This window comes from Pectobacterium peruviense (assembly GCF_002847345.1).
In the GTDB taxonomy this organism is placed as follows: Bacteria; Pseudomonadota; Gammaproteobacteria; order Enterobacterales; family Enterobacteriaceae; genus Pectobacterium; species Pectobacterium peruviense.
This window is the reverse complement of the sequence record NZ_LXFV01000024.1, coordinates 1-20480: the sequence shown is the minus strand read 5'-3', so window position 1 is coordinate 20480 and position 20480 is coordinate 1. Positions and strand designations below refer to the sequence as shown.

The window sequence follows — 20480 nt, the reverse complement described above, 5'->3', positions numbered from 1 at the left end:
CTCGGTTAAGTAGGACTAAAAGCCTGCCGCGCTGCCGTTGCTGCGTGGATCGAAAGCGCCTTCCAGCATGCCGTTGGTGTGGCGCACGATGGCACCCGCATGGCCGACGGTTTCGCTAAAGCTGCTCAACAGCTCGACGTCGTGTCCTAGCTGACGCAATGCATCTATGGTGGCGGGTTTAAAGCGATCTTCGATCTTCAGTGTGTCGGAGGATTGTCCCCAGGTGCGACCCAGCAACCAGCGTGGAGCGGTAATCGCCTGTTGCAGCGGTAGCCCTTGCTGGACGTGACGGATAAAGATGGCCGCCTGCGTCTGTGGTTGTCCGTCTCCGCCCATCGAGCCGTAGACCATCGTGCGTCCGTCGGATAAACGTGCGGCGGCGGGGTTTAAGGTATGAAAAGGCTGTTTGCCCGGTTCTAACGCCAGCAGATGTGCCGGATCGAGGCTGAATGAGGCACCGCGGTTCTGCCAGAGCACGCCAGTTCCCGGTAGCACAACACCGCTGCCGAATTCGTGGTAAATGCTTTGAATGAAAGAGACGCACAGGCCGCTGCTGTCGCATACGCCCATCCATACGGTGTCTCCGGGGCCTTTGCCTTCTCCCCACGATGCGGCTTTTCGCGTATCGACCTGTCGCGCCAGTGCACCAAGCGCATCGTTTTCCAGCAGCGCCTGAACATTTTGCGTCATCAGTTTGGGATCGGTAATGAAGCGGTCACGCAGGCCAAACGCCAGCTTGGTCGATTCGACAATACGATGGATCGTCTGGCTATCGCTCAGATCTTCCATGTCTAAATGATCGGTCAGGCCGAGGATCGCGAGGGACACCAGACCCTGCGTCGGTGGCGCGAGATTGTAGATATCGCCTTTACTGTGTTTTAGCACCAGCGGCGTTGTTCGCTTGGCGCGGTAGCTCGCCAAATCGTCGGCCGTCAGTGGCATCCCGAGCTGCGTCATCTGCGCCGACAGCCGTGCGGCGACAGAGCCGCGATAAAAGCTGTCCAGCCCTTCAATGCTCAGCGTCGTTAAGGTATCGGCTAAGTCGGGCTGCGTGAAACGGCTACCCGCGCGCGGGATATTTCCCTGCGGCATAAAGAGTTGGTTAAAGGCCGGAAAATCGCTCAGTTCGTGATAGCGCTGGGTGAGCGCATCTTCCTGCGATTGCGTGACGGGAATGCCGTCCGCCGCATAGCGAATTGCGTCAGACAGCAAGCGAGCGAGCGGTAGCGGTTCTCCTCCCAGCTCTTGAGATAATGCCAACGCTTCCTGCCAGCCGCCGACAGTACCCGCGACTGTCAGCGCCGCTTTCGGGCCTCGATGCGGAATACGGCTCTCACCCCGATACCACTCGCGGCAGGCCAGCGATCCCGCAGCGCCGCTGGCATCAATCGCGACAGGTTCGCCGCGTGGCGGCACAATCAGCCAGAAGCCGTCGCCGCCAATCCCGTTCATATGTGGGTACACCACGGCAATGGTTGCCGCCGCAGCGACCATGGCTTCAATGGCGTTGCCGCCTTCGCGCAGAACAGCCAAGGCGCTGGCGCTGGCTAAATGATGAGGTGCCACCGCCATGCCTAGCGGGGCGGTATTACTTTGCATCATTTCGATATTCCTTTTTATGTAGGGTGATGAGTTCTATTAACCCTAGCTATAAGCAAACGGCGTTCCAGTTTTTCGGTGCGATGGGAAGTCCATATGTGTGTCGGAATGCGTGCCTGTATCATCCTGACAATCCTGTGCTATGTTCTGCGCAATGAAACAAACGTTACAGCACGCGCAATGGACGAGAGACGATGATGCAAATAGATGAACGATTGCGGGATCGCTATAGTGAGCTTTCACCGCAAGAACAGCGTGTCGCGGATTTCATCTTCGATCATTTTGACGATCTGATTAGCTACAACAGCGCCGAGCTGGCGCGGCTGAGCGGCGCTTCCAAAGCGACCGTCAGCCGCTTGTTCAAACGACTGGGCTACCCCAGCTACCGTGACATGCGCGATGAACTGAGAACGCTGCGCCAGAGTGGGATGCCGCTGGCGGATAACCGTGATGCGGTGCAGGGGAATACGTTGCTTGCTCGGCATTACAAGCAGGAAATGGCGAACCTGACGCAGTGGATAAACCAGATTGATCCCGTACAGTTTGGTGCCGTGATCCAGGCGCTGATGCAGACGCAGCGCCTGTGTCTGATTGGGCTACGCAACAGCTATCCGGTCGCGCTGCACCTACGCCAACAACTGCTTCAGATTCGCCAACAGGTCACGCTGCTGACGCAGCCGGGGCAGACGCTATCCGAAGAGTTGGTCGATCTCACTGCGCAGGATGTCGTGATTGTGGTGGCTTTTCGCCGCCGTCCACGCCTGATTCAACCGCTGCTAGCACAGCTGCAAAAACGCGGTGTGCCTGTGCTGCTGCTCTGCGAACCTCAGGTGAGCGCGCTGATGCCATTGGCAACCTGGTCGCTGTGCGTTCCGCTGGACAGCGTATCGGCGTTTGACAGCTATTCGTCTGCCATGAGTTTGGTGAATGTGATCAGCAATGCGTTATTGCATGAAATGCTGCGCGATGGACGCCAACGCATCCATCAGATCGCGGATCTTTATGGTGAACTGGATGAGTTAGAGCAACGCTAATGGTGCGTTAGTGTGGTGCTGTTGCACTTTAATGGTGCGAATTAATTGGTGTTCTTATCTGTCATATGGCTTGTTTCTGGCGTGATAGCTCTGGATTATTTTTGTGACGCAGCGCTGTGGATTGTTTCTCGTTGTTATCTGTTCATAGGCGTAAAAAATTATGATGAGAAACGTGGGGCATCCCGAATGAGCAGCATGGACGCTGCGAAAGCCTGTGCCGCGTCGGGAGCGCGTCACAGGCGGTTCGACAGGATGACACGCGTTTCGAATGTACCGCGCAGCGGCATAATTCACGCCGAAAGCCAGGGTTCGTAGGGCTGCGGCGATTGAGCAGCCCTACGTCGGGCGTGGTGCATGAGTTGCATAAATTATCTCTCTGCAATCACGCACGAAATTTTTCACAGATATTGCATATCCATAATCATATTCATAGCTATCCCATGTTTTAGAAAAACTCTCTGACTCCTTATGGTGTTTTCTCATAACCAACAGCACAAAAAGCGTAAATGGAATCTGGCATGCTCCTTGCTTAGTATCTGTAACGATAGTTTCAATTTTTGTTTTTAAAGAATCTTTCGTTTCAATTACACTAACCGGGGGCAGAGACGATGTTGATCAATAAGCTGGGCATCAAAAAAGGGTTACTGGCGGTGATGGGTGCGGCAATGTTACTGGTTCAGGCCGGTAGCGTGATGGCCGATCAGTTGCAGGATATCGAGAAGCGCGGTGTGCTGCGTGTCGCAGTACCGCAGGATTTCCCACCGTTTGGATCGGTCGGCACCGATCTGCAACCGCAGGGCTATGACATCGATATCGCCCGCTATCTGGCGAAAGAGATGAAACTAACGTTGCAACTGGTTCCGGTAACCAGCGCCAACCGCGTGCCGTATCTGCAAACCAACAAGGTCGATCTGGTGATCTCCAGCCTGGGCAAAAATGCCGAGCGTGAAAAAGTGATCGATTTTAGTCGCGCCTATGCGCCGTTCTTTTTAGGTGTATTCGGACCGAAAGACAGCGCGTTAGCCTCGTCAGAAGCGTTGGAAGGGAAGAGTATCGGCGTCACACGCGGTGCGGTAGAAGATATGGTCCTGACGGAAACGGCACCGAAGGCCGCACAGATTAAGCGCTACGAAGATAACAACACCACGCTGTCGGCGTATCTGTCAGGGCTGGTGGAATTTGTCGCCACGGGCAACTTGGTTGTCGCCGCCATCGCTGAGCAGAACCCGACAAAAGCGCCTGTCGCGAAGTTTATGCTGAAGGATTCGCCGTGCTACATCGGGATGAAGAAAGACGAACCTGCACTGAAAGCGAAAGTCGATGCGCTGATCGAACAGGCGTTGAAAGACGAGACGCTCAATAGCCTGTCGGAAAAATGGCTGAAAGCGCCGTTGCCAGCCAGCATCAAAGCGTAACAGGAGCGCGCCATGACCTATCAGCTTAATTTTTCCGCACTGTTGCCGTTCTGGCCTGAGCTGCTGGCGGGGCTGTGGGTCACCATTGAGCTGACAGTAATGGCAACCCTCGGCGGCATCGCCATCGGTATCTGTGGTGCGGCTTTGCGTAGCGGCAAGCCCACCCTGCTGAGTCGGCTGTGGGGGATCTACGTCGAGCTGATTCGCAATACGCCGTTTGTGGTTCAGCTGTTCTTTATCGTCTTCGGCTTGCCGAGTTTGGGTTGGAAACTGACGGCCGGGGAGGCTGCGCTGTTAGCGATGTTGATTAATCTTGGCGCATACAGCACAGAGATTATTCGTGCGGGGATTCAGGTAACGCCAAAAGGTCAGTGGGAAGCCGCTCGTGTGTTGGGACTGACGCGGATGCAGACTTTTCTGCGCGTGATTTTGCCACCCGCGCTTCAGCGGATTTATCCGGCGCTGGTCAGCCAATGCATCATCGTCATGCTGGGATCGTCGGTGGTGTCGCAGGTTTCCTACGAGGAACTGACCTTTGCCGCCAACCTGATTCAGTCCCGTACGTTTCTGAGCTTTGAAGTGTATCTGGCGACCACGCTGTGTTACCTCGTGCTATCGGTTCTGATGCGGCAACTCTTACTGCTAGCGGGTCGGCGTTTCTTAGGGAGTCAGCAATCATGACATTTACCGACTGGGATATTGTGCGCAACCTGCTGCTGGCGGCGCGTTGGACGCTGTTATTGTCACTGACAGCCTTCATCGGCGGTGCGCTGGTGACGTTTCCGCTCATGCTATTGCGGCTGACCAAGCGCAAATGGGCGACGCGCTTTGTCCATCTGTATTCCGAGTTATTTCAGGGCACGCCGCTGCTGATGCAGCTGTTTCTCGCGTTTTTCGGGCTGGCGTTGTTCGGTATTGATGTAAGCCCCTGGACGGCAGCAGCATTGGCGCTGACGCTATTTACCAGCGCTTTTCTGGTGGATATCTGGTGCGGCAGTGTGGAAGCGTTACCGAAGGGGCAGTGGGAAGCGTCGCGCTGTCTCGGACTGGATTTCGGTCAGACGCTCTATCGGGTGATTGCGCCGCAGGCGATGCGTATCGCTATCGCGCCTACCGTTGGGTTCTCTGTGCAGGTGATCAAAGGCACCGCGCTGGCGTCGATCATCGGGTTTATTGAACTGACCAAAGCGGGAACCATGTTGAATAACGTCACCTATCAGCCGTTTAAAGTGTTCGGATTGGTGGCGCTGGGCTATTTCCTGATGTGCTATCCGCTCTCTTACTACAGCCGCTATCTGGAGAAGAAATTCAATGCCGCTCATCACCATTAATCAGGTTCAAAAATATTACGGTCAGAACCATGTCCTGAAAGGGGTGGATCTGGATATCGAAATGGGTGAGGTCATTTCGATCATCGGGCGTAGCGGCTCGGGTAAGAGCACGCTACTGCGCTGCATGAACGGTCTGGAAGGTTATCAGGACGGCAGCATCAAGCTGGGCGGGGTGACGGTCACCGACAGGGATTCGCAGGCGCGGGAAATCAGCCGCTCGGTCGGGATGGTGTTCCAGAACTTCAATCTGTTCCCGCACATGACGGCGCTGGAAAACGTGATGCTGGCACCGCGCCGCGTGCTGGGTAAAAGCGCGGCGGAGTGTCAGGCGTTAGGCGAACAGATGCTCAACAAAGTCGGGCTGGGCGAACGCCTTCATTATTATCCCGGCAATCTGTCGGGCGGTCAGCAGCAGCGAGTCGCCATTGCCCGTGCATTGGCGATGAATCCAAAAGTCCTGCTGTGTGACGAAATTACATCGGCACTCGATCCTGAACTCGTCGGCGAAGTGTTGAAGGTGCTGGAACAGCTTGCCGCAGAAGGCATGACGCTGATTCTGGTCACGCATGAAATGAATTTTGCCCGTGAAGTGGGCGATCGCGTGGTGTTTATGCATCAGGGCACAGTCTGGGAGCAGGGCGACAGTAAAACGCTGTTTGCTAACCCGCAGACCCGCGAGTTGAAACAGTTTATCGCCTCGGTCCGAGGATTATCGGAAGCGTAATGACGCTTTTCGAGTGTGTAAGTCGAAACAAAAGTCTGGAGCAATAACCATGAGCAGCGAACTGTACGCGCAAATTAACCCCCCTCATCGCTTACTGATGGGGCCGGGGCCGATCAACGCCGATCCGCGCGTATTACGGGCAATGGCCAGCCAACTGGTTGGTCAGTATGACCCCGCGATGACCCATTATATGAATCAGGTCATGGAACTCTATCGCCAGCTTTTCCGCACGGAGAACCGCTGGACGATGCTGGTGGACGGCACCTCGCGTGCCGGCATCGAAGCGATTCTGCTGTCGGCAATCCGCCCTGGCGATAAGGTGTTGGTACCGGTGTTTGGTCGTTTTGGTCATTTGCTGTGTGAGATTGCCCGCCGCTGTCGTGCCGAGGTTCATACCATTGAAGTGCCGTGGGGTGAGGTGTTCTCGCCTGACCAGATCGAAGATGCGATCAAAACGGTGCGCCCGCGTCTCTTGCTGACGGTGCAGGGCGATACGTCGACCACCATGTTGCAGCCGCTGGAGGCGCTGGGCGAGATTTGCCGCCGCCACGGCGTGCTGTTCTATACCGATGCGACGGCGTCTTTCGGCGGTAATCCGCTGGAAACCGATAAATGGGGTTTGGATGCCGTTTCCGCTGGATTGCAGAAGTGTCTGGGCGGGCCGTCTGGTAGTTCGCCGATCACGCTCAGTCCGCAAATGGAAGCGGTGATCCGCCGCCGTAAATGCGTCGAGCAGGGGATCAGAACCGACGCGCATCAGGACGGTGACGACGAGATGATCTATTCCAACTATTTCGATCTGGGCATGGTGATGGATTACTGGGGGCCGGAGCGCCTGAATCACCATACCGAAGCGACAAGCATGTTGTTTGCTGCACGCGAGTGCGCGCGGGTGATCCTCGAAGAAGGGCTGGATCGCAGCATTGTCCGCCATGCGCTACATGGTAATGCGCTGGTGGCAGGGATTCAGGGTATGGGGCTGGAAACCTTTGGCGATCTTAGCCACAAAATGAATAACGTACTGGGCGTGGTGATTCCTGACGGCGTTCACGGCGAGCAGGTTCGTAAGCTACTGTTGGAAGACTTTGCTATTGAGATCGGCACTTCGTTTGGCCCGCTTCAGGGCAAAATCTGGCGTATTGGCACCATGGGTTACAACGCACGTAAAGACTGCGTGATGCAAACGTTAACTGCACTGGAGGCGGTGCTGAACCGTCTTGGCTTCCGCACCGTGCAGGGCGAGGCTATGCAGGCCGCCTGGAACAGCTATGCGGCGAACGAGGAGCGTGCATGAGTGAACCTCTACTGTCACCTGCTGTTGCACAGGCTGCCGCTGAACTGATTATGTCGCGCTGCGATGCGCTGGCTGAAATGAGCGAAACGCCCGGTCAACTAACTCGCGTCTACCTGTCGCTGGAACACCTGCATGCCAATATGCAGGTGGGGGAGTGGATGCGCGAAGCTGGAATGAACGTCTGGCAGGACAGCGTGGGCAATATTTGTGGTCGTTATGACGGGCTGACGCCGGATGCACCGGCGCTGCTGCTGGGTTCGCATCTGGACACGGTGCGCAATGCCGGACGCTACGACGGCATGCTGGGCGTATTAACGGCGATTGAAGTGGTACGCACGTTTCATCAGCAGGGAATCCGGTTGCCCGTGGCGCTGGAAATCGTCGGCTTCGGCGATGAGGAAGGCACACGTTTTGGCATTACCCTGCTGGGTAGCCGAGGCTTGACGGGCACCTGGCCGGAAAATTGGCTAGCGTGTGAGGATACGGAAGGTACCAGCGTGGCGCAGGCATTGACCATCGCGGGGCTGGATCCGCTTCAGGTGGCGCAGGCGGCACGTCCGGTCAGTGACATCGTCGCTTATTTGGAACTGCACATTGAACAGGGGCCGTGTCTGGAACAGCAGGATCTGGCGCTAGGTGTGGTTACGGCAATCAACGGGGCGCGGCGGCTCAACTGCACGTTCCTCGGTCTGGCGGGGCACGCAGGAACGGTGCCGATGACGCAGCGGCAGGATGCGCTGGTGGCGGCCGCTGACTGGATGGCACAGGCAGAACGGGTGACGCGGGAAAGCGATCCTCATTTGGTCGCTACGTTTGGCACGCTGCAATGCTTACCGGGTGCGGCAAACGTGATCCCCGGTGAAGTGAAGATGACGCTGGATATTCGCGGGCCGGAGGATGCGCCGCTGGATGCGTTGCTACAAAAACTCCTGACGCTAGCACAGGCTATCGCGCACCAGCGCGGCTGCCAGTTCAGCGCCGAAGAGTATTATCGTATTGCAGCAACCCGCTGCGATCCCGCGTTGCAGTCGGCATTAAACGAGGCGGTGGCGCAGGTACAGGGGAAAACGCTGATGCTGCCGAGCGGTGCGGGGCATGATGCCATCGCGATTGCCGAGCGCTGGCCGGTGGCGATGCTTTTTGTCCGCTGTCGCGGCGGTATCAGCCATCATCCCGACGAATCGGTTATCACGGCGGATGTGGCGCTGGCACTACAGGCGCTCTATCAGATGGTGTTTCATCACGCATCAGCACGGTAACGCCCACCGCAACTATCACCTCACCGACGACGGCGGCAGTTGTTACAGCGTAAACCGATCTGCATCACGCCACGCGGGGAAGGATTCCCGGTAGCTCTGCAGTGCTTCCAGCGACAGTTCGGCGTCCAGTTGGGCAGGCTGGTTGGGGGCGGCAGAGGCCAGAATTTCCCCTTGAGCGTTAATAATCAGGCTATCGCCACGGTAGCTGTGGCCGTTGCCGTCGGTGCCAACGCGGTTGCAGCCTGCAACGTAGGCCTGATTCTCAATGGCGCGCGCGGCCAGCAGTGTTTGCCAGTGCGCTGCACGCGGTGCAGGCCAGTTGGCGACATACAGTGCCAGATCGTAATCCTGTCGATTGCGCGACCATACTGGGAAACGTAGGTCGTAGCAGATCATCGGGCAGATGCGCCAGCCGCGCCACTCAAGGGTGACTCGCTCCGTTCCTGCCTGATAGTGGTGGTGTTCATCCGCCATGCGGAACAGGTGGCGTTTATCGTAGTGATACACGTGGCCGTGCGGATCGACCAGCAGGAAACGGTTCACTGCACCTTTCGGCGTGTTCACCGCGACGCTACCGCCGATCAGCGCGTTGGTCTTTTGCGCCCACTGGTGTAACCACGCCTCGACGACCGACTGATCCAAACTACCTTTGGCCGCTTCCATCGCAAAGCCGGTGGTGAACATCTCCGGTAACACAATGACATCACGCTCGTTCATCTCCGCCAATAACGTATCGAAGTGGCGTAGATTCGCTTCCCCATCACGCCAGACGAGTGGCTGTTGCAGCAATGAAATCTTTAAAGTTGACATAAACGCTCCGCCGCGGCATCCAACGTTGCTTCCTGTTTAGCAAAGCATAGTCGAATCAACGTATGTGGGAACGGATCGGCGCAAAAGACGGAGAGCGGGATAGCGGCGACACCAACGTGCTCAGTCAGCCAGCGGCAGAAGCTGACATCGTCCAGATCGGAAATCGCCCGATAGTCCGCCAGCAGGAAGTAGGTACCTTCGCAGGGCAGAATCTCGAAACGGCTGCCTGCCAGCGCATTGATGAAGCGATCGCGGCGTGCGCGGTAAAAATCGGGCAGTTCGCGCCAGTGTTGCGGTTGTTCGCGCAGCATATCGGCGATAGCGAACTGAGCGGGCGTGTTCACGGAGAACGTCAGATATTGGTGAACCTTACGGACCTCCGCGCTCAATGCCGCTGGTGCGACGCAGTAGCCGACTTTCCAACCGGTCATGTGGAAGGTTTTGCCAAACGAGGAAACGGCGATAGCGCGTTGACGCAGCGACGGGTGTGCCAGCACGCTGGCGTGCCCTTCATTATCAAAGCAGATATGCTCGTAGACTTCATCACTCAATACGAAAATATTGCGCGCGGCAATCGCCTGCCATAGCTGCTCAAAATCGGTTTTCTGCCAGACGGTGGCGGACGGATTGTGCGGCGTGTTCAGAATCACCAACCGAGTGCGATCGCTCAGCAAGTCGGTAAAAGATGACCAATCCACGCGAAATGCGGGTGGCTGCAAGGCGATGCGTTTGAGTACGCCGCCAGCCAACGTAACGGCAGGCGCGTAGCTGTCATAGCTGGGATCGAAACAAATCACTTCGTCGCCGGGGCGTACCAGTGCGGCAATAGCGGCAAACAGCGCTTCGGTTGCACCCGCCGTGACGGTGACTTCACTATCCGCATCCGGTCGCCAGCCGTACAGTGCTTCCGTTTTCTCGGCAATGGCCTGACGCAGTGGCGAGACGCCGGTCATCGGCGCGTATTGGTTGGCGCCCTGACTGACGTGATACGCCAGCCGCTGCTGTAAATAATCCGGGCCGTCAAAATCAGGGAAACCTTGTGATAGATTGATGGCCTGATGCTGTTGGGCCAGTGCGCTCATCTGGGTAAAAATGGTGGTGCCCAGCGAAGGCAGTTTACTGTCGGGGATCAGAGCGGCGCTCATAGCGGATAGGACTCCTGCAAGCCTGTATTGCTTGGTAATATAACATGCTGTTAGTATTTGGCAATCAAGACGCTTGGACGTTTAAATGGCTAAATGCCTTTGCGTGCTAAGACATAATGAAAAGATCTAAACCTTGCAACTGTATGCTTTGAAACAGAAAGACCAAAAACGGGAAGCCTCATGACTGAACATCAACAATTGACGGCGCTGCTTGCGGCCTGCCACTGGATCGGCGAGAAAGGCTGGTGTCCGGCGACGGGCGGCAATATGTCCGTGCGCCTGGATGACGCGCAGTGCCTGATTACCGAATCGGGTAAAGATAAAGGTAGTCTTCAGACAGAGGATTTCCTGCTGGTGGATATTGCCACTAACCATGTGCCCAGTGGCCGTACGCCGTCGGCGGAAACGGGGCTGCACACGCTGTTGTACCGCCGCGAGCCGACTATTGGCGCTGTGCTGCATACGCACTCGGTGAACGCGACGGTGCTGTCCCGGGTGGAGAAAGGCACTGAGCTGGTGTTGCACGGCTACGAAATGCAAAAGTCGCTTGCAGGGCAGACTACTCATTTGGATCGCGTGGCGATCCCGATTTTCGATAACGATCAGGATATTCCAGCGCTAGCGCAGCGAGTAACGGAGTTCGCTAGCCACACGCCGCTACGCTACGGTTTTCTGGTGCGCGGCCACGGTCTTTACTGCTGGGGGGCGACGGTGAAAGAAGCGCGTCGTCATCTAGAAGGGTTAGAGTTCTTGTTCCAGTGTGAATTGCAGCGTCGACTGCTGGAGGCGAAAGCATGATTAAGGCGATAGTCACTGATATTGAAGGCACCACCAGCGACATCCGTTTTGTTCACAGCGTGCTGTTTCCTTATGCTCGCGAGCGACTGGCCGATACGGTGCGACAGCACGACAGCGATCCTGAGATCGCACAGGTGCTGAACGCGCTGCGTCAGGAGTTAGCTCAGCCTGATGCAGATAGCGATACACTGATTGCCGCGCTGAATCAGTTTATGGATGAAGACCGTAAATCCACGTCGCTGAAGTTGCTGCAGGGCATTATCTGGCGTGCGGGCTACCGTAACGGCGATTTTCAGGGGCATCTGTATCCTGAAGTAGCGGCACAGCTCGCCGCGTGGCAGCAGCAAGGCCTGCACCTGTATGTTTACTCATCGGGTTCGGTGGAAGCGCAGCGGTTGCTGTTTGGTTACAGCAACGCGGGCGATCTGCGCCCGCTGTTCAGCGACTATTTTGATACCCGCGTCGGCGCGAAGCGGGAGACTGATTCTTATCGCACGATTGCACAAGCCATCGGGTTGCCTGCTGAGCAACTGTTGTTCCTATCGGACATTCGTCAGGAGCTGGATGCCGCGCAGGAAGCCGGTTGGCACACCTGTCAGCTTATTCGTGATGACGCGGATAGCGTAAGCCGTCACCGTCAGGCGGCTCGTTTTGACCAGATCGACTTACCGGAGTACGCCCAATGAGTGGATTAACCATTTTTAGCGACAGTGATGCAAGCCAGCCGATTTGGCAAAGCCAGGATGCCGATGCGATTCAGAAACAGCTGAACGATATCGGTGTGCGTTTTGAGCGCTGGGAAGCCAGTCAAAAACTGAGCGACGCGCCGTCCTCCGAGGAAGTGCTGGCGGTGTATCAGCATGAAATCGATAAGCTGGTGGCAGAAAAAGGTTACCAAAGCTGGGATGTGATCAGCATGCGTTCGGACAATCCGCAGTGTGCGGAGCTGCGCACCAAGTTTTTATCCGAGCATATCCATCACGAAGATGAAGTGCGCTTTTTCGTGGAAGGCGCGGGACTATTCTGCCTGCATCTGAACGGCAAGATTTACCAGATTCTGTGTGAGAAGAACGATTTGTTGTCTGTACCGGCAGGTACGGCACACTGGTTTGATATGGGGCCAGAGCCGCATTTCACTGCCATCCGCCTGTTCGATAACCCGGAAGGCTGGATCGCCCATTTTACCGGCGATAAGATCGCGGATGTATATCCGAAGTTGGAGTGTTAGCGCGTAGGGGGCTATGCCCTTATTCCATGAATAAAAATGGTTTATACCCTAAATAATTCGAGTTGCAGGAAGGCGGCAAGAGAGAGAATCCCGATGAGCTTACTCAGGTAAGTGATTCGGGTGAATGAACGTAGCCAACGCACATGCGGCTTGAAGTATGACGGGTTTATCAATAGGTTGAGAACAGGGCGAATGCCCTGTTCTCATATGATGATTGAGTCTTTTTGATTCGCTATCTAATTTATTCAAAATGATATTATTTTAATATTAATCAATGTGTTTACTTGGTTTTAGGCCTTTTTTTGCGCGATTAGCACTATGAACATCTTGTTATCCTTTATGCGTATTTTCTTAAAAGGAATAGCGTCAAGGATGCCACATGGAACATTTTCATCACTCTTCACACCGCCTCAACCCTGCGACCTTCTTGTTTCCCACGACGTGAACATACCGAATCGCTGCTCGATTTAAATGCTCTGCGCTTTTCACCTGCGTGGCATTTTTGCTCATGTGGCGTTTAGCCAGGATGGCGCATGCGGTAGCCGTGGCGGCAGAGCGAGAATAAAAATAAGGAGAAAGCCGATGGCAAACAGTACAGGATTACAGTTCACCGTAAAGGTCGGTGCCCTGGAAGCAGGCACTTTCGCGGTGGTGGATTTCAGGCTGGATGAAGGGCTGAACCGGCCTTTCAGCCTGTCGCTGAGTCTGGCGAGCGCGTTGCCGGATATCGATTTTGGCGCGGTGCTGGACCAACCGTGCGAGCTGATGATTTGGTATGAAGGCGAACTGAAACGTCGGGTCAGCGGGATTATCAGTGGCTTCACGCAGGGTGACACCGGATTCCGGCGCACGCGCTATCAGATAGAAGTCCGTCCTGCCCTGTGGCGACTGGGATTACGCACCAACGCCCGACTCTTTCAGGCGCAGAAGCCGGAGGCGATTATCGGGGCGCTGCTGGAAGAAGCGGGTATTACCGACTACGCCTTTGCGCTGCGTAACGAGCATGCGGTGCGGGAATATTGCGTGCAGTATCGGGAAAGCGATTTAGCCTTTATCACCCGGCTGGCCGCCGAGGAGGGCCTGTATTTCTTCCACGAATACGAAGAAGGTAAACACCGGGTGGTGTTTGCTGACGATGCGGGCGCACTGACCAAAGGCCCCGAGCTGTTCTTCAATCTGGCGACGCAGGGACTGAGTGAGGGCGAATATGTCCGACGTTTCCACTACGCGGAGCGGGTGAGTACGGCCGAAGTCGAGCTGAAAGACTACAGCTTCAAGACCCCGGCTTACGGGCTGTCACACAAGAAAATGAGTGGCGAGCTGGCGCACCAGCGCGAAAGCTATCAGCATTACGACTATCCGGGACGCTATAAGCAAGACCCTAGCGGCAAGGCGTTCAGCGGCTACCGATTGGATGCGCTGCGCTCAGGGGCGGTGACAAGCGAAGGGGAATCCAACTGCGCGGGGCTGATGCCGGGTAACACCTTCACGCTGACGGAGCACCCGAATGCGACGCTGAATGCGGTGTGGCAGACGGTGAGCGTGACGCACGTCGGGCAGCAGCCGCAGGCGCTGGAAGAGGAAAGCGGCGGCGAACCGACGACCATGAGCAACAGTTTTGCCGTGGTGAAAGGCACGACGACGTGGCGTGCTGCCATGCCCTACAAACCGATGGTGGATGGCCCACAAATCGCCACCGTCGTCGGCCCAACGGGGGAAGAAATCTACTGCGACCAGTATGGTCGGGTAAAACTGCAATTCCCGTGGGACAGATACGGCGCGAGCAATGACCAGAGTTCCTGCTGGGTGCGGGTCAGCCAGGGCTGGGCGGGCGGCCAGTACGGCATGATTGCCATCCCGCGTATCGGCCATGAAGTGATCGTCAGCTTCCTTGAAGGCGATCCGGACCAGCCGATTGTCACCGGGCGTACTTTCCACGCCACCAATCCCTCGCCGTATCCGCTGCCTGCCAATAAGACACGAACCGTACTGCGCACGAAGACGCATCAGGGAGAAGGATTTAATGAATTGCGCTTCGAGGATCAGGCCGGTCAGGAGGAGATTTATCTTCACGGGCAGAAAGACCTCAAGGCGCTCGTTGAGAACGATGTGGTCTGGCACATCAAACATGATGCCCACACGGAGATTGATAATGAGCGAGTCACCCGCGTTAAAGCCAACGATCACCTGACGGTGGAGAACGAGAAACGTGACCACGTGAAAGGAGACCTCTCGCTGACCGTTGATGCGTCGATGCATCAGAAACTGGGGCAGGCTTTGCTGGTCGAGGCGGGTGAGGAAGTGCATGTAAAAGCGGGGGCTAAGGTGGTTCTTGAAGCGGGCGCGGAGCTGACGCTGAAAGTCGGGGGAAGCTTCGTGAAGATCGATCCCAGCGGCGTGACGCTAGTCGGCCCCGGTATCAAGATGAATTCAGGTGGCAGCCCGGGTTGTGGCTCTGGTTGGGCAGGCCAACTGCCCTCATTACCGGGAACGGTTGAGGTGATTGCGCCGCCCCAACTGCCCAAAATACCGCCCCTTGAAAAACCGGTCTGTATTCCCTGTCTGCTGCGTGCCATGGCGCAGGGCGATGCGTTGATACAGGGAGAATAAGATGCTACCTGAAACTATCTGGCACTGGGGTGCCTGTAGCGCCCTGCTGGAAGGGGCGAATCTCACCGCTGAACAACGCGAACGGTTGAGCAAAAATCCGTTTTTACCGCTCTATTTTCATGATGACTTGTTTGAACTGATCAATCTGGGCCCCTGGCTTTGGCATTGTCCACAAGAGGACGAAAGATTACTGGCGACGCTTGTTCAGCAGGGGCACGTGGTTGGCCTGTTGGAGAGTGACCAATCCCTTAGCGCTTTGCAAAAGCAACTGGCTTTGGGTGTGAGGGTGATTGAACCCGCAGGGCAATTTAGCCAATTGCTGCGGTTCTATACACCGCACGCGCTGCCTCTGCTTGTTGAACAGCACGATGCCCCGTGGCTCGGTGGGCTGTTTGGCGGGATCGACCGCTGGTGGTTGCGAGAATGCGACGGCAGTTGGCGCGAACTGAGTCTATCGATCCCTCCCACTGAACCTGTTCTGGTGAAATTGACGCCTGAGTTATATCAAGCGTTGCAAGGTTCGCCTGACGAGCATCGCCTGCTCGCTCTATGGCAAGAGGGGGATAGCATCAGACATTTCCCGCCCTGTGAAAGGATGAGCATGGTTCGTAAGGCATTGGCGAAAGCCGAGCAGGCCGGAGCGGTAGACGGCCAACGTTGGTTGTGGGCATTAGCCTATCTGGAAGGTGGGCGTCAGGCGTTGGAAGAACAAAAGGGACGAACATGAGCGTGGCAAGCGGTTTAACAAGAGCAATTTCGGCGCTGATAACGGCGATATGGCAGATCTTGCCGCGCTGGGGGCGGTGGACGGCAAGTATTCTGCTGGTGCTTTGGCTGGGCTGGACATTCCTGATTCAGGAACGGCATGGCGGAGCGTCAATTGTTGTTATGTCAGTAATGGATCGCCCCATTAGCTATGCTTTTGTCAACGGCAATATGGGGGGAAATACCGATGCATTTGACGGACGAAATGCGGGGGGGAAAACCGCAGGTCCTTATCGGATCGGCGGAAAGACGGTCAAAATAGATTGGGAGTTGGATATGACTGAGGAACAGGAAAAAGCAGGATTCCAATTTGAAAAACATACGACCACTCTGTCGATGCCGAAACGTGAGAAAGGGCAGGATGATTTCTGTGTGCTGTTTTTACCAGATAATAAGCCGATGATACGTTGGGCCTATCGTTGTCACCTTGACATGCAGGATGTAATAAACCCTTACCGGACGAGGAAGTTGTAATGGTGGATTGGGATGAGTTGGAATGTCGCGTTGTCCGTGAAGAAAGCCGTCATCAGGCGGGCGTGATGGCTACCCAGCGCATGACAAGGGAATTGAATCAGCAAGAACAAAAAGGACGAACATGAGCGCGACAACCGGTTTGATAAGAGCAATCTCGGGGCTGATAACGGCGATATGGCAGATATTACCGCGCTGGGGGCGGTGGCTGGCAAGCATTCTGCTGGTGCTCTGGCTGGGCTGGACGTTCCTGATTCAGGAGCGACATGGTGGGGCGTCAATCGTTGTCCACTCGGTGATCGACCGCCCCATTAGCTATGTGTACGTCAACGGTAATATGGGAGGGAATACCTTTGCGTTTGATGGACTTAACACTAGCGGCGGTACAGCAGGTCCTTATCGTATAGACGGGAATACGGTCAAGATAGATTGGGAATTGGATATGACTGAAGAACAGGAAAAAGCGGGGTATCAGTTTGAAAAACACACAATTAATTTACCTATGCCTAAACGACAGAAAGGCCAGGATGATTTTTGTGTACTGTTCTTACCAGATAACAAGTTGGTCGTGCGTTGGGTGAGCAGTTGCTATCTTGATATGGATGATGTTATTGCCCCCTATCGCACAAGGAGAGGACGATGAACGATTGGGATGATCTGGAGTGTCGCGTTGCGCGTGAAGAGAGCCGTCATCAGGCAGGGATAGGCACTTGTTCTCTGGCGTTACAGATAGGCTTTTTCTTTGATGGTTTGAAGCGCAATATCAATATGGATGAAGAAAGCCAGCGTCTAACTAATATTGGGCGTTTGTTTCGTGCCCATCCTGAAATAATTTTGGCTGAACTCACTTCTTCATATTCGTATTCTAAAGTCTATATCCCCGGTTTAGGTACCCCTCTTGATGACACACCGTCTGAAAGATTGGACAGTATTATGGATGCCAGACAGCAGGCGTTGCCTGAGGATTATGCCGATGCGCTGGTTGAACAGGGCAAAGAAACGGCGGTTGATGCCGTTAAGGGCGTTTTCAAAGGGGACTGGAGTCAGGTGCTCTCCAATAAGCTGGGCGACTTGGTGACCATGAAGAGTGGTTTCGATGCCACCGTCTCCGCAGCAAAGAAAGCAGCGACCCGTGCGCTGCTCGAAGCGACTGAACCGATTCGGGATAGCCCGATAGTGGCCGAGTTGATGATGACCGGCGTCGATGTGCGGGTGGATTTGGCTAAAAATAAGTTCAAAAAAAATCTGGCAGATATCAAAAAAGCAAATCAACTGCCCATCAAACTGATCCAGATCTCGGTGTTCGGCGCCGATCTGGGGGCCGCGTTAGCCCGACGCTTTATCGACGAGTTACTGGAGTCGGTCTGTACCAAGGTGGGAAACGAATACCGCTACGAAGACAGTAAGGTCGAGGTGATTTTTGCTGGCCTGTTCGACTGCACGCGCCGCAGTTCGATGGATATGGGCGATACCGTGGCTACCATCTCTGACGGGGCGGGATTAGTTGCCCGACACCCTGTTGTTGGGCTTATCACCACGGCCCTTGGCGCGAAAGTGATTGCGTTCGATAAATCCCTTCATCCCGCCGTAAAAAACGCGTTGCACCTGATCGCGGCACATGAACGGCGAGAATATCGTCCTCTGTTGCCTTTGGGGCCGCTACGGTCCGGCTGGCGTGAAGTGCTCTGCCCCGGCATCAGTGAAGACGTGACGGGCGGGCTGTTACCCGACGAACAGCGCCCCAGTGCCGAACTGTGCCGGGTGCCGTTGCGACAGATGTACGAAACCGCGCGTAGGGCGCAGGTGCCTTTTCCCAATTTTCGCACTTTGCAAAAAACATCACGTAGAGTCGCCAGCTACTTCGTCATGCAGGATAGTCGGCAGGGTTACTCCGCGAAGGCATACAGTGAGTTTTACAGCAAATGGGTAGGGAAAACGGCCCCGACCCCGGACGTGTTCGAACTGCATATGATCCACTACTGTTTTTGGCTGGGGGAAAAATTGCATGACTACAAGATACTCCGGCAAAAGGTGAGTGGAAGTGAGAGGGATAAACTCAACGCGCAGTGGGGCTGGCTGAAGCAGGTTGAGTATGATGCGGATAACGTGCGGAGAAGCAGAGGGCTGAGTCGGCAGATGTATCGGGGGGCCGATTTGGTGAAGTTCTTTAATGGCATTAAGCGGGTGCCTCGTGAGGCGGATATCTTCTTCAATTATTTTATGCACGATTTTACGTCTGAGGAACTCAAGTTCGCTACGCTGAACGAGCAGGCGAATACGATGTTGAGGAACAATAATTTCTTCGTCCCGCGTGGAATAGAGATATTGGCTGTCGATGACGAGGCCGCTGCATGATGGTCGCAGCAAGTCTGACTATTCAGTTAAAAGAACTGATCAACTAAAAGGACTAAAAAATGGGTAACGCCGTTAAAGTAGGCGATAGCGACACGGGGCACGGTAGTCATCCGCCGACGCCCGTCGCGGTGGGGGCATCGACGGTTAAGGTTGACGGCCTGCCGTTGGCCCGACAAGGCGATCCTTTGGTTCCCCATGGTCATGCGCGGAGTATTAGCAGTGGTTCATCCAGCGTACTCGTTGAGGGTAAACCTGCGGCGCGCACGGGTGATGCAGTGAGCTGTGGTGGCGTGGTGATGGGCGGGGGAACGGTCACTATTGGGTGATGGCTTCGCCGCGTCCGTGCGGCGTATCCTGAATTTCCTGGAAATATTTGGGATTGTCGTCACTTTAACGCCGTCTGAAATATCCCTTCTTTGACGTCCTGTGGGGTGATTACGCCGGTGTCGAGTACCCAGCCGCTGATTAATGCGGCGGGGGTGACGTCAAACGCTGGGTTGTAGACTGACGCATTCTGCGGTGCCCACTGGCAGTGGCCGAAGCTGCCGGAAACGCCAGTGACTTCGGCTGCGGCGCGTTGTTCGATAGGAATTGCCCGACCGTCTGGACACGCCGGATCGTGCGTGGTGTGCGGTGCTGCGACGTAAAATGGAATTTGGTGATAGTGCGCTAGTACGGCGAGGCTGTAGGTGCCGATCTTATTGGCGACATCGCCGTTGGCGGCAATGCGGTCTGCGCCGACCCAAATCGCATCGACCTGACCCTGCGCCATCAGGCTGGCAGCCATCGAATCACAGATCAGCTGATAGGGAATGCCTAATTCACCCAGTTCCCAGGCCGTGAGGCGTCCGCCCTGTAGCAGCGGACGAGTTTCATCGACCCACACTTGCGCCACTTTCCCCTGTTGGTGTGCACGCAGCAGCACGCCGATGGCGGTGCCGATGCCCGCGGTTGCAAGACCGCCAGTGTTGCAGTGGGTTAGCAAATGGCTGTTTGGCTCCACCAGCGCAGCGCCATGATCGGCGATGCGTTCACACAGCGCGCGATCTTCTTCTACCAATCGCAGCGCTTCCTGCACCAGTGCAGCGACAAACTGCGGCTGTGCCAGCGCCAGCTTCATGCGATCCAAATTGTTCATCAGGTTGACGGCGGTAGGACGCGATGCCCGTAGCGTCTCCAGCGCTTGTGCCAGTTCGGCCTGCGATAAGCCTCTCTCCGCCAGCAGCGCGAGCAGCAGGCTGGCAGACAGGCCAATGAGCGGCGCGCCGCGTACCCGCAGCGTCTGGATATGCTCAACCAGTGATGCGACATCCGGGCAAGGGCTCCATCTTTTTTCTTGCGGTAACGCCTGCTGGTCGAGGATCCACAGTTGGTTATCTACGATTTTCAGGCTGGTTGTGTTAAGTGTCTGCATAGGTCGTTAAATCCATGTTGCATCGATATTCGTATTCTGCCAAGATGCCTGATAGATGTATAGACGTCCGAACGTTTTTATGTCCGTATCTTGAATTTAAGAATAGCGAGGAGTTGGAATGTCACTTTACCGCACTTTTACGGCGGATGACGCTGTTGAATATGCCCGCCAGTACGGCGGTGTCAGTCAGCCCCCAACCCGGGAACCCCCGAAAAGAACGGGGGTGGG

At 55.6% G+C, this 20480-nt stretch carries 21 protein-coding genes; 17 read left to right on the top strand and 4 right to left on the bottom strand.

The genetic code is table 11. The features are described 5' to 3' along the window. Positions 1-15: 15 nt before the first annotated feature. Entirely contained in the window at positions 16-1602 is a 1587-nt protein-coding gene (locus A0G03_RS16745; RefSeq protein WP_048261899.1) for a gamma-glutamyltransferase family protein, read from the bottom strand. Positions 1603-1793: 191 nt separating this feature from the next. On the opposite strand from A0G03_RS16745, the gene A0G03_RS16740 reads away from it, so the two are divergent. The 7 genes from A0G03_RS16740 to hpxK all read left to right on the top strand — a co-directional run bounded on the left by A0G03_RS16740 (position 1794) and on the right by hpxK (position 8656). Then, positions 1794-2633, top strand: a complete 840-nt coding sequence (locus A0G03_RS16740) for a MurR/RpiR family transcriptional regulator (protein ID WP_048261898.1) — start codon at positions 1794-1796, stop codon at positions 2631-2633. Positions 2634-3262: 629 nt separating this feature from the next. Beyond that, complete coding sequence (locus tag A0G03_RS16735) at positions 3263-4048, top strand: transporter substrate-binding domain-containing protein (RefSeq protein ID WP_048261957.1); 786 nt, start codon at positions 3263-3265, stop codon at positions 4046-4048. 12 nt (positions 4049-4060) lie between these two features. Then, positions 4061-4729, top strand: a complete 669-nt coding sequence (locus A0G03_RS16730; RefSeq protein ID WP_011094999.1) for an amino acid ABC transporter permease — start codon at positions 4061-4063, stop codon at positions 4727-4729. After that, positions 4726-5379, top strand: a complete 654-nt coding sequence (locus A0G03_RS16725; RefSeq protein WP_011094998.1) for an amino acid ABC transporter permease — start codon at positions 4726-4728, stop codon at positions 5377-5379. Before A0G03_RS16730 ends, A0G03_RS16725 begins: the two co-directional genes overlap by 4 nt. Further along, on the top strand, positions 5360-6103 hold the full coding sequence (locus tag A0G03_RS16720) for an amino acid ABC transporter ATP-binding protein (protein WP_011094997.1): 744 nt from the start codon (positions 5360-5362) through the stop codon (positions 6101-6103). The genes A0G03_RS16725 and A0G03_RS16720 overlap by 20 nt, the downstream gene beginning before the upstream one ends. 49 nt (positions 6104-6152) lie before the next feature. Next, the gene (locus tag A0G03_RS16715) at positions 6153-7397 is read left to right on the top strand and encodes a pyridoxal-phosphate-dependent aminotransferase family protein (protein WP_039293317.1); all 1245 of its coding nucleotides are present in this window, start codon (positions 6153-6155) and stop codon (positions 7395-7397) included. Next, positions 7394-8656 (top strand): allantoate amidohydrolase, encoded by a 1263-nt coding sequence (gene hpxK / locus A0G03_RS16710; RefSeq protein ID WP_048261895.1) that lies wholly within the window; start codon positions 7394-7396, stop codon positions 8654-8656. The genes A0G03_RS16715 and hpxK overlap by 4 nt, the downstream gene beginning before the upstream one ends. Positions 8657-8698: 42 nt before the next feature. On the opposite strand, the gene A0G03_RS16705 is transcribed toward hpxK, so the two are convergent. Together A0G03_RS16705 and A0G03_RS16700 are read right to left on the bottom strand one after the other, a co-directional pair. Then, positions 8699-9466, bottom strand: coding sequence for an amidohydrolase (locus A0G03_RS16705; RefSeq protein ID WP_011094994.1), 768 nt, complete (start codon positions 9464-9466; stop codon positions 8699-8701). Next, positions 9454-10611, bottom strand: a complete 1158-nt coding sequence (locus A0G03_RS16700) for a pyridoxal phosphate-dependent aminotransferase (protein WP_011094993.1) — start codon at positions 10609-10611, stop codon at positions 9454-9456. Before A0G03_RS16700 ends, A0G03_RS16705 begins: the two co-directional genes overlap by 13 nt. A 180-nt stretch (positions 10612-10791) precedes the next feature. Between A0G03_RS16700 and A0G03_RS16695 the strand changes: the two genes are divergently transcribed. The 10 genes from A0G03_RS16695 (at position 10792) to A0G03_RS16655 (ending at position 19164) form a co-directional block, all read left to right on the top strand. Further along, positions 10792-11409: a methylthioribulose 1-phosphate dehydratase gene (locus A0G03_RS16695; RefSeq protein WP_048261892.1), complete on the top strand. Its 618-nt coding sequence runs from the start codon at positions 10792-10794 to the stop codon at positions 11407-11409. Further along, positions 11406-12095, top strand: a complete 690-nt coding sequence (gene mtnC, locus A0G03_RS16690) for an acireductone synthase (RefSeq protein WP_011094991.1) — start codon at positions 11406-11408, stop codon at positions 12093-12095. The genes A0G03_RS16695 and mtnC overlap by 4 nt, the downstream gene beginning before the upstream one ends. Further along, on the top strand, positions 12092-12637 hold the full coding sequence (locus A0G03_RS16685; RefSeq protein ID WP_011094990.1) for a 1,2-dihydroxy-3-keto-5-methylthiopentene dioxygenase: 546 nt from the start codon (positions 12092-12094) through the stop codon (positions 12635-12637). The genes mtnC and A0G03_RS16685 overlap by 4 nt, the downstream gene beginning before the upstream one ends. Before the next feature lie 582 nt (positions 12638-13219). Beyond that, positions 13220-15247 carry a type VI secretion system Vgr family protein gene (locus A0G03_RS16680; RefSeq protein WP_048261890.1) on the top strand — a complete coding sequence of 676 codons (2028 nt, stop codon included), beginning with the start codon at positions 13220-13222 and terminating at the stop codon, positions 15245-15247. A 1-nt stretch (position 15248) separates the two neighbouring features. Continuing rightward, positions 15249-15974 carry a DUF4123 domain-containing protein gene (locus tag A0G03_RS16675; protein ID WP_048261888.1) on the top strand — a complete coding sequence of 242 codons (726 nt, stop codon included), beginning with the start codon at positions 15249-15251 and terminating at the stop codon, positions 15972-15974. After that, positions 15971-16486, top strand: coding sequence for a membrane protein (locus A0G03_RS16670; protein ID WP_048261886.1), 516 nt, complete (start codon positions 15971-15973; stop codon positions 16484-16486). Before A0G03_RS16675 ends, A0G03_RS16670 begins: the two co-directional genes overlap by 4 nt. Continuing rightward, complete coding sequence (locus A0G03_RS22070) at positions 16486-16611, top strand: hypothetical protein (RefSeq protein ID WP_262982867.1); 126 nt, start codon at positions 16486-16488, stop codon at positions 16609-16611. Before A0G03_RS16670 ends, A0G03_RS22070 begins: the two co-directional genes overlap by 1 nt. Further along, on the top strand, positions 16608-17126 hold the full coding sequence (locus A0G03_RS16665; protein WP_048261884.1) for a membrane protein: 519 nt from the start codon (positions 16608-16610) through the stop codon (positions 17124-17126). Before A0G03_RS22070 ends, A0G03_RS16665 begins: the two co-directional genes overlap by 4 nt. Continuing rightward, positions 17123-18838, top strand: coding sequence for a DUF2235 domain-containing protein (locus tag A0G03_RS16660; RefSeq protein WP_048261882.1), 1716 nt, complete (start codon positions 17123-17125; stop codon positions 18836-18838). Before A0G03_RS16665 ends, A0G03_RS16660 begins: the two co-directional genes overlap by 4 nt. Before the next feature lie 59 nt (positions 18839-18897). Continuing rightward, positions 18898-19164, top strand: coding sequence for a PAAR domain-containing protein (locus A0G03_RS16655; RefSeq protein ID WP_014916410.1), 267 nt, complete (start codon positions 18898-18900; stop codon positions 19162-19164). Between the two features lie 59 nt (positions 19165-19223). Here A0G03_RS16655 and mtnA read toward each other — a convergent pair whose 3' ends face one another. Continuing rightward, positions 19224-20252, bottom strand: a complete 1029-nt coding sequence (gene mtnA, locus A0G03_RS16650; RefSeq protein ID WP_048261879.1) for an S-methyl-5-thioribose-1-phosphate isomerase — start codon at positions 20250-20252, stop codon at positions 19224-19226. Between the last annotated feature and the right edge of the window lie 228 nt (positions 20253-20480).

Bases quoted from the DNA above. Each gene is read 5' to 3' on its own strand.
- A0G03_RS16685 (WP_011094990.1), top strand. From the start codon at position 12,092: ATGAGTGGATTAACCATTTTTAGCGACAGTGATGCAAGCCAGCCGATT.
- mtnA (WP_048261879.1), bottom strand. From the start codon at position 20,252: ATGCAGACACTTAACACAACCAGCCTGAAAATCGTAGATAACCAACTG.
- A0G03_RS16725 (WP_011094998.1), top strand. From the start codon at position 4,726: ATGACATTTACCGACTGGGATATTGTGCGCAACCTGCTGCTGGCGGCG.
- A0G03_RS16705 (WP_011094994.1), bottom strand. From the start codon at position 9,466: ATGTCAACTTTAAAGATTTCATTGCTGCAACAGCCACTCGTCTGGCGT.
- A0G03_RS16665 (WP_048261884.1), top strand. From the start codon at position 16,608: ATGAGCGCGACAACCGGTTTGATAAGAGCAATCTCGGGGCTGATAACG.
- A0G03_RS16730 (WP_011094999.1), top strand. From the start codon at position 4,061: ATGACCTATCAGCTTAATTTTTCCGCACTGTTGCCGTTCTGGCCTGAG.
- hpxK (WP_048261895.1), top strand. From the start codon at position 7,394: ATGAGTGAACCTCTACTGTCACCTGCTGTTGCACAGGCTGCCGCTGAA.
- A0G03_RS16675 (WP_048261888.1), top strand. From the start codon at position 15,249: ATGCTACCTGAAACTATCTGGCACTGGGGTGCCTGTAGCGCCCTGCTG.
- A0G03_RS22070 (WP_262982867.1), top strand. From the start codon at position 16,486: ATGGTGGATTGGGATGAGTTGGAATGTCGCGTTGTCCGTGAAGAAAGC.
- A0G03_RS16715 (WP_039293317.1), top strand. From the start codon at position 6,153: ATGAGCAGCGAACTGTACGCGCAAATTAACCCCCCTCATCGCTTACTG.
- A0G03_RS16670 (WP_048261886.1), top strand. From the start codon at position 15,971: ATGAGCGTGGCAAGCGGTTTAACAAGAGCAATTTCGGCGCTGATAACG.
- A0G03_RS16680 (WP_048261890.1), top strand. From the start codon at position 13,220: ATGGCAAACAGTACAGGATTACAGTTCACCGTAAAGGTCGGTGCCCTG.
- A0G03_RS16660 (WP_048261882.1), top strand. From the start codon at position 17,123: ATGAACGATTGGGATGATCTGGAGTGTCGCGTTGCGCGTGAAGAGAGC.
- A0G03_RS16720 (WP_011094997.1), top strand. From the start codon at position 5,360: ATGCCGCTCATCACCATTAATCAGGTTCAAAAATATTACGGTCAGAAC.
- A0G03_RS16740 (WP_048261898.1), top strand. From the start codon at position 1,794: ATGATGCAAATAGATGAACGATTGCGGGATCGCTATAGTGAGCTTTCA.
- A0G03_RS16700 (WP_011094993.1), bottom strand. From the start codon at position 10,611: ATGAGCGCCGCTCTGATCCCCGACAGTAAACTGCCTTCGCTGGGCACC.
- A0G03_RS16745 (WP_048261899.1), bottom strand. From the start codon at position 1,602: ATGATGCAAAGTAATACCGCCCCGCTAGGCATGGCGGTGGCACCTCAT.
- A0G03_RS16655 (WP_014916410.1), top strand. From the start codon at position 18,898: ATGGGTAACGCCGTTAAAGTAGGCGATAGCGACACGGGGCACGGTAGT.
- mtnC (WP_011094991.1), top strand. From the start codon at position 11,406: ATGATTAAGGCGATAGTCACTGATATTGAAGGCACCACCAGCGACATC.
- A0G03_RS16695 (WP_048261892.1), top strand. From the start codon at position 10,792: ATGACTGAACATCAACAATTGACGGCGCTGCTTGCGGCCTGCCACTGG.